At 73.2% G+C, this 6,932-nt stretch carries 7 protein-coding genes; 6 read left to right on the top strand and 1 reads right to left on the bottom strand.

Going from position 1 to position 6,932, the window contains the following annotated elements; all coding sequences use genetic code 11:
- The first annotated feature begins 38 nt into the window (after positions 1–38).
- The 4 genes from ACFV7Q_RS29150 (at position 39) to ACFV7Q_RS29165 (ending at position 5,031) form a co-directional block, all read left to right on the top strand.
- A complete protein-coding gene (locus ACFV7Q_RS29150) occupies positions 39–1,853 on the top strand; it encodes a PQQ-binding-like beta-propeller repeat protein (RefSeq protein WP_385432800.1) in 1,815 nt (604 codons plus the stop codon).
- 132 nt (positions 1,854–1,985) lie between these two features.
- Positions 1,986–2,684: a response regulator transcription factor gene (locus ACFV7Q_RS29155; RefSeq protein WP_385432802.1), complete on the top strand. Its 699-nt coding sequence runs from the start codon at positions 1,986–1,988 to the stop codon at positions 2,682–2,684.
- Positions 2,685–2,778: 94 nt separating this feature from the next.
- Positions 2,779–3,726 (top strand): UDP-glucose 4-epimerase GalE, encoded by a 948-nt coding sequence (gene galE, locus ACFV7Q_RS29160; protein ID WP_385432811.1) that lies wholly within the window; start codon positions 2,779–2,781, stop codon positions 3,724–3,726.
- A 540-nt stretch (positions 3,727–4,266) separates the two neighbouring features.
- Entirely contained in the window at positions 4,267–5,031 is a 765-nt protein-coding gene (locus ACFV7Q_RS29165; RefSeq protein WP_385432804.1) for a LuxR C-terminal-related transcriptional regulator, read from the top strand.
- Here ACFV7Q_RS29165 and ACFV7Q_RS29170 read toward each other — a convergent pair.
- Positions 4,990–5,487 carry a MarR family transcriptional regulator gene (locus tag ACFV7Q_RS29170; protein ID WP_360630695.1) on the bottom strand — a complete coding sequence of 166 codons (498 nt, stop codon included), beginning with the start codon at positions 5,485–5,487 and terminating at the stop codon, positions 4,990–4,992. The two genes, ACFV7Q_RS29165 and ACFV7Q_RS29170, sit on opposite strands and share 42 nt — an antisense overlap.
- 176 nt (positions 5,488–5,663) lie before the next feature.
- On the opposite strand from ACFV7Q_RS29170, the gene ACFV7Q_RS29175 reads away from it, so the two are divergent.
- On the top strand, positions 5,664–6,524 hold the full coding sequence (locus ACFV7Q_RS29175) for a trans-aconitate 2-methyltransferase (protein WP_385432806.1): 861 nt from the start codon (positions 5,664–5,666) through the stop codon (positions 6,522–6,524).
- A gap of 2 nt (positions 6,525–6,526) precedes the next feature.
- Positions 6,527–6,925: a VOC family protein gene (locus ACFV7Q_RS29180; protein ID WP_385432808.1), complete on the top strand. Its 399-nt coding sequence runs from the start codon at positions 6,527–6,529 to the stop codon at positions 6,923–6,925.
- The last annotated feature ends 7 nt before the right edge of the window (positions 6,926–6,932 follow it).

Genomic DNA, 6,932 nt, shown 5'->3' on the forward strand with positions numbered 1-6,932 from the left:
GAGTCCACCGAGCCGCCACCGAGAGGCAACAGCAACCGATGAGTACCCCCCCGCCCCCTCAGCAGCCGCCCGCCGGCGGCTTCGGCGCGCCGCAGGATCCCCCGCCCGGGGGCTACGGCGCGCCCCCGCCGCCGCCCGCCCCGCCGCAGCCGCCGGCCGCCGGCCCGCAGCCGCCGACGGCCCCCCAGCAGCCGGCCGCCGTGCCACCGGCCACCCCGCCCGGCACGCCGCCGACCGTGCCCGCCGGCGGGCCGGCCGTCCCGCCGCAGGCACCGCCCGGGCAGCCCGCGTACGGCTACCCGCAGCAGGGCTACGGCTACCCCCAGCAGGGCTACGGCTACCCGCAGCAGGGGCCCGCCGCCCCGAACCCGTACAGCGCCCCGACGGCCCCCATGCAGGCGGCCCCGCCGCAGCCGGCCCCATCCGGTGCGGGCGGCGGCGGTGAGAAGCGCACCCAGATGATGATCATCGGTGCGGCGGCGCTCGCCGTCGTGCTGATCGTCGCCGGCGGCCTCTGGTACGCCTCCGACGACGGGGGCGGGGACGAGCCCACGGGCAACCCCACGGCCGGCGCGAGCAAGGCCCCCGCCGGCACGCCCGGCTCGGAGAAGGTGCCCGCCAACACCAAGTCCCGGCCGCTGTACAACCACCCGAGCCCGACGCCGGAGGAGATCACCACCGTCACCGGCTCCTGGCTCACCGACTCCACGTACGTCAAGACCGACGTGTCAAAGATCGTCGGCTACAACCTGGTCGACGGCGGCAAGAAGTGGGAACTGCCGTTCCCGGGCGAGGTCTGCGCCGCGACCAAGCACGTCACCGACAACAAGTCGGCCGTGGTGTTCAGGCCGGTCCCGGCCACGCCGGAGAACAAGTACCCGCCGTGCACCGAGGTCGGCGTCATCGACCTGAACACCGGCAAGCTCGTCTGGTCCGGCAACGCCAAGAGCAGCGCCACCGGCGACCAGCCCCCACCGCTCAACGAGGTCACCATCAGCGGCCAGACCGTCGCCGCGGCCGGCCACAGGGGCGGCGCCGCCTGGAACCTCGCCGACGGCAAGCCGCTGTGGACGCCCAAGGTCGACGCCCAGGACTGCAAGGACGTCGGCTACGCGGGCGGCGAGGGCCTCGGCGTCATCCGCAAGTGCGGCCCGACCCTGTACGCACAGAGCCTGGACCCGACCACCGGCGCGCCCACGGCCTCGTACAAGCTGTCCGAGGGCATCGACTCGGCCTCGATCGTCTCCACCAAGCCGCTGGTCGTCGCCGCCAACGTCGGCAGGACCGCCAAGAACGGCACCGGCGTCAGCGACCTGTTCGTGGTCGACCCCAAGGGCGAGCTGAAGGCCCGCATCTCGCTCGCCTCCGGCAACTTCGGCGGCAAGTGCCGCAGCGAGGTCGAGCAGTGCACCAACATCGTGGTCGGCAACGGCAAGGTCTACGTGCCGTCGGCCGAGCACCAGGGCAAGGACACCTCCATCGCCCGCACCAACGAGCTGCTCTCCTTCGACCTGGAGACCGGCAAGCAGACCACCGACCGCGCCGACGCCGGTGAGCGGTACACCATGTTCCCGCTCCGCATGGACGGGTCGAACATCATCGCCTACAAGGTGCCCCCGTACGACAAGGGCGGCCAGATCGTCTCCATCGACGGCATGACGATGAAGGAGACCCTCCTGATGGAGAACCCGTCGGACAAGGCGAGCCGCACCGCCGAGACCGCCTTCTCGCCCGACTACTCCGAGTTCCGCTACCACAACGGCAAGCTCTTCATCTCCCGCACGAACGTGAGGAAGCCGTACTCCGACAAGCTGGACCCGGAGTACCTGTTCGTGTCCTTCAGCGCCAGCTGATCCCCGCCCCGCCCACGGTCGGCAGAAGCCCCCGGAAGGTCCGCCTTCCGGGGGCTTCTGTGCCGTATCCGCCGCACGCCGTCGAACAAGCGTGTAGCTTGCCGGGGCAGAAGGGGAGAGGGTGGGGGCCCAATGGGCGTACGCGTCATGGTGGTCGACGAGCACCGGCTGCTGGCCGAGGCGCTCGCCTCGGCCCTGAAACTGCGCGGGCACCGGGTGCTCGCCGCGGCCGCACCGGCCGCCGGCGCCGCCGACCTGGTCATCAGCCGCGCTCCGGAGGTCTGCCTGCTGGGCACGGCCACCCCGGCCGAGCCGGGGGTCTTCGAGCCCGTCGTCCGCATCAGACGGGAGCGCCCGCAGACAGCGGTCGTGGTCCTCGGCCCGGTGCCGAGCCCGCGCGGGATCGCCGCCGCCTTCGCCGCCGGCGCCTGCGGGTACGTACGCCAGGACGAGCGGATCGAGGGCGTCGAGCGGGCGCTGGCCAAGGCGCGGGCCGGGGAGGCCGCGATCTCCCCGCAGCTGCTGCAGGGGGCGTTCGCGGAGCTCCTCAACCCCGCGGCCGCGCCCGACGACGAGGGCAGCCGGCTGCTGCGGCTGCTCACCCCGCGCGAGGTGGAGGTGCTGGTCCGGGTCGCCGAGGGCGAGGACACCCGACTCATCGCCGCGGGCATGGAGATCGCGCCCAGCACGGCCCGTACGCACGTGCAGCGGGTCCTCATGAAGCTGGGCGTCGGCTCACGGCTGGAGGCGGCCGCGCTGGCCGCCCGGACCGGCCTGCTGGAGCGCGCGGCACTCCCGCGGGCGGAGGCCGATTTCCCCGGAAGCCCGTAATCCGGTAAGCCAGTGACCGGCATGTGCACCGTCGCGCGTGCGTTCCCCTGCGAGAGGTAGTAGGCCAGTGAGCAAGACGCCGTCTTCTAAGTACATGGTCACCGGCGGCGCCGGATACGTGGGCAGCGTCGTCGCGGCGCACCTGCTGGAGGCCGGGCACGAGGTCACCGTCCTCGACGACCTCTCCACGGGCTTCCGCGAGGGCGTCCCGGCCGGGGCCGCCTTCATCGAGGGCCGCATCCAGGACGCCGAGCGGTACCTGGACCCCTCCTACGACGCGGTCCTGCACTTCGCGGCGTTCTCGCAGGTCGGCGAGTCCGTCGCGAACCCGGCCAAGTACTGGGACAACAACGTCGGGGGCACCCTCGCCCTGCTGGGCGCCATGCGCGCGCACGGCGTGCGCAAGCTGGTGTTCTCCTCCACCGCCGCCACCTACGGCGAACCCACCGAGAGCCTGCTCACGGAGGAGTCCGCCACCCGCCCCACCAACCCGTACGGCGCCTCCAAGCTGGCCGTGGACCACATGATCACGGGCGAGTGCGCGGCCCACGGCGTCGCCGCGGTGTCGCTGCGCTACTTCAACGTCGCCGGCGCGTACGGCCAGTACGGCGAGCGCCACGACCCCGAGACGCACCTGATCCCGCTGGTGCTCCAGGTCGCCCTGGGCGAGCGGGAGTCGATCTCGGTGTTCGGCGAGGACTACCCGACCCAGGACGGCACCTGCGTACGGGACTACATCCACGTCGCCGACCTCGCCGAGGCCCACCTGGCCGCGCTGGACGCCGCCACCGAGGGCGAGCACCTGATCTGCAACCTGGGCAACGGCAACGGCTTCTCGGTCCGCGAGGTCGTCGAGGCCGTCCGCAAGGTCACCGGCAAGGACATCCCGGAGGTCGTCGCCCCGCGCCGGGCCGGCGATCCGGCCGTGCTCGTCGCCTCCGCCAAGGCCGCGCACGAGAAGCTCGGCTGGACCCCGTCCCGCCCCGACCTGGAGGGCATCATCGCCGACGCCTGGGACTTCACCCGCGCCCTGCGCGGCTGACCGCTGCGCCGCCTTCACTGCCTTCACCGCGCCCCCGCACGCCGTCGTGCGGGGGCGCGGTGCGTCGTGCCGGTGAGCAGGCGTGCTCAGTCGGGCGCCGTCGGGCGCCGTCGGTCGGCGCCCGGGGGAGCGTGCCCGGCCCCGGAGCGCCGTGGGGAGGTGCCGTGCGCGGGCGCCCGGCGCGCACACGCCGGGTGAAACGCCCCCCGCGCACCTGCCCGGGGCACCTCCAGGACCGGAAAGGGCCTTACGGCCCCTTGGAACCGCCGTATTCAGGCCAGGTGCGGGGCCGTTGGGGACCGTCCGACCGGAAAACCGCCCGGAAAAGTTCTGCTATTCGGCCAACCGCGGGACGCACCCCGCTCTACGCTGATGCGTGACACCGGTGGGGGCCGGTGTTGATTCAGGGGTCGAGACGTGCCGGGTACGGCGTCCGGTCCGGGGTAGTGCAGAGATGTCTCGGCGGCGGCCGCGGCAGCTTCCGTCATCCGGTCCGGGCGCCGTACCCGCAGTCGTCCGTCCCCGACCCTTGGGGGTTTCGTGGTTCGCATCCGTGTTCTCGTGGTCGATGACCACCGCATCTTCGCCGAGTCGCTGGCTGCCGCTCTCGCGGCCGAGCCCGACGTCGACGTGTCCGCGGCCGGCAGCGGCCCCGCCGCCCTGCGCTGCTTGGAGCGCGCAGTGGCGGAGGGGCGCCGCTTCGACGTGCTGCTGGTCGACGCCGACCTCGGCGCCGCCGGGCCGGTGCCCGCCCAACGGGAGTCAGGGTCCGCGCCCGCGCCGCCCGGCTCGGACGGCATCGCGCTCGTCGCCGGCGTACGGGCGGCCCATCCCGCGGTCCGCACCGTCGTGCTCGCCGGACGCGACGACCCGCGCCGGGCCGCGTACGCCCTCCAGGCGGGGGCCTCGGGCTGGGTGGCGAAGGACTGCTCGCTGTCGCGGCTGCTGGCCGTCATCCGGGGGGTGCTGCGCGAGGAGACGCACCTGCCGCCGGCCCTGCTCACCGGCGTGCTGCGGGAGTTGACCGCCGCGCGCAAGCACCGCAGCGACAGCGAGCGGCTGGTGGAGTCGCTGACGCCGCGCGAGCACGAGGTGCTGCGCTGCATGGTGGCGGGGCTGGGCCGCAAGGACGTGGCGGCCCGGCTGTTCCTGTCCCCGCACACCGTCCGCACGCACATGCAGAACGTGCTGGGCAAGCTCGGAGTGCACTCCACGCTGGCGGCCGTGGCGCTGGCCCGGCGTGCGGGCGTACGGCCGGCGGACCTACCCGGGGATGTTGTCGAACGGAGCGGTCAACTGGCGTAGCAGGGCGGCGAGGTCGGCGCGCTGGGCCTGGGAGAGCTGGGCCAGGATCGCCCGTTCCTGGGCGAGCAGCCCGGCAAGGGCCTCGTCGGCGCGGTCACGGCCCTCGGGGGTCAGTCGGACCAGGACCCCGCGCCGGTCGCTGGGGTCGGGCAGCCGCTCGACGAGCCCCTTCTTGGCGAGCCGGTCGATGCGGTTCGTCATGGTGCCCGAGGTGACCAGAGTCTGCGTCAGCAGCTGGCCGGGGGAGAGCTGGTAGGGCGCGCCGGCGCGGCGCAGCGAGGTCAGCACGTCGAACTCCCACGGCTCCAGGCCGTGCTCGGAGAAGGCCAGCCTGCGGGCGCGGTCGAGATGGCGGGCGAGCCTGCTGACCCGGCTCAGCACTTCCAGCGGTTCCACGTCGAGGTCAGGGCGTTCCCGCCGCCATGCCGCGACCAACCGGTCGACCTCGTCCTCCATGCCGATCAGTGTAAGGGGTCTGTCGATGTGAAGTCTCTTGAATGCAAGAGTCTCGGAGGGGTATATCTTGAATACGTGAATCTTGATGTCGAGATATATTTGGGACGGTCGCGGGCATGGAGGGGGCCGTAAGCGGCTTGCGCTTCCGACCGGCCCGCCAGCAGGGAGGCTCGAACATGCATTCTGATACGGACACCTCGGCATGGCTGCCCACCGCCACCACGCGCGCCGTGCCCACCTGGGACGCCCAGCAGTACCTCCGGCACGCAGGACACCGCACCCGGCCCTTCCTGGACCTCCTGGCCCGCATCCCCGAACTCCCCACAGACCCCGCCCGCATCGCCGACCTCGGCTGCGGCCCCGGCAACGTGACCGCCCTGATCGCCGGACGCTGGCCCCGGGCCCGCACCACCGGATTCGACCTCTCCGCGGACATGCTCCACCGCGCCGACACCGAATACGCCGGACCCACCCCCGGCGGCGGCACCCTCGACTTCCGCCGCGCCGACATCGCCGACTGGCTTCCCGACGAGACCTACGACCTGATCGTTTCCAACGCCGCCCTCCAGTGGGTCCCCGGCCACCCCGGCTCCTTCGCCACATGGATCAACGCCCTCCGCCCCGGCGGCACCTTCGCCTTCCAGGTCCCCGGCAACCACGCCGCCCCCAGCCACGCCCTCCTCGCCCGACTCTGCGACAGCCCGCCCTGGCGCGACCGGCTCGCCGGCCACGGCTCCCGCTACACCCACGTCCTCGACGCCGCCGAGTACCTCGACCGACTCACCGAGCTCGGCTGCACCGCCGACACCTGGGAGACCACCTACTACCAGCTGCTGCCCGGACCCGACCCCGTCCTCGACTGGGTCAAGGGCACCGCCCTGCGCCCCGTCCTGACCGCCCTCGAAGACGACCCCCGGGCCGCGGAAGCCTTCCTCGTCGAATACCGCGCCCTGCTGCGCGCCGCCTACCCGGCCGGCCCGCGCGGCACCGTCTTCCCCTTCCGCCGCATCTTCGCCGTCGCCGTCAAGGAGCGCTGACCTTGCTCACCGCCGTCGACCACGTCCAGCTCGCCGCGCCGCCCGGCACGGAGGACCGGCTCCGCGCCTTCTACACCCACGTCCTGGGCATGGCCGAGATCCCCAAACCGCCCGCCCTCGCCGCCCGCGGCGGCTGCTGGTTCGCCGCCGGGGCCGTCCAGCTGCACCTCGGCGTCGAGGAGGACTTCCGGCCCGCCCGCAAGGCCCACCCGGGGCTGCGGGTGACCGGCATCGAGGCCTACGCCGCCGGACTCGAAGAGCGTGGCGCCACCGTCATCTGGGACGCCGACCTGCCCGGGCACCGCCGCTTCTACTCCGAGGACCCCGTCGGCAACCGCCTCGAATTCCTGGAGCCCCACCAACCGGATCCCGGCCCCCCGGCCCCTGACCCCGGCCCCTGACCCCGGC

Origin of the sequence: Streptomyces sp. NPDC059851 (assembly GCF_042732005.1) — a bacterium.
Taxonomy (GTDB): Bacteria; Actinomycetota; Actinomycetes; order Streptomycetales; family Streptomycetaceae; genus Streptomyces.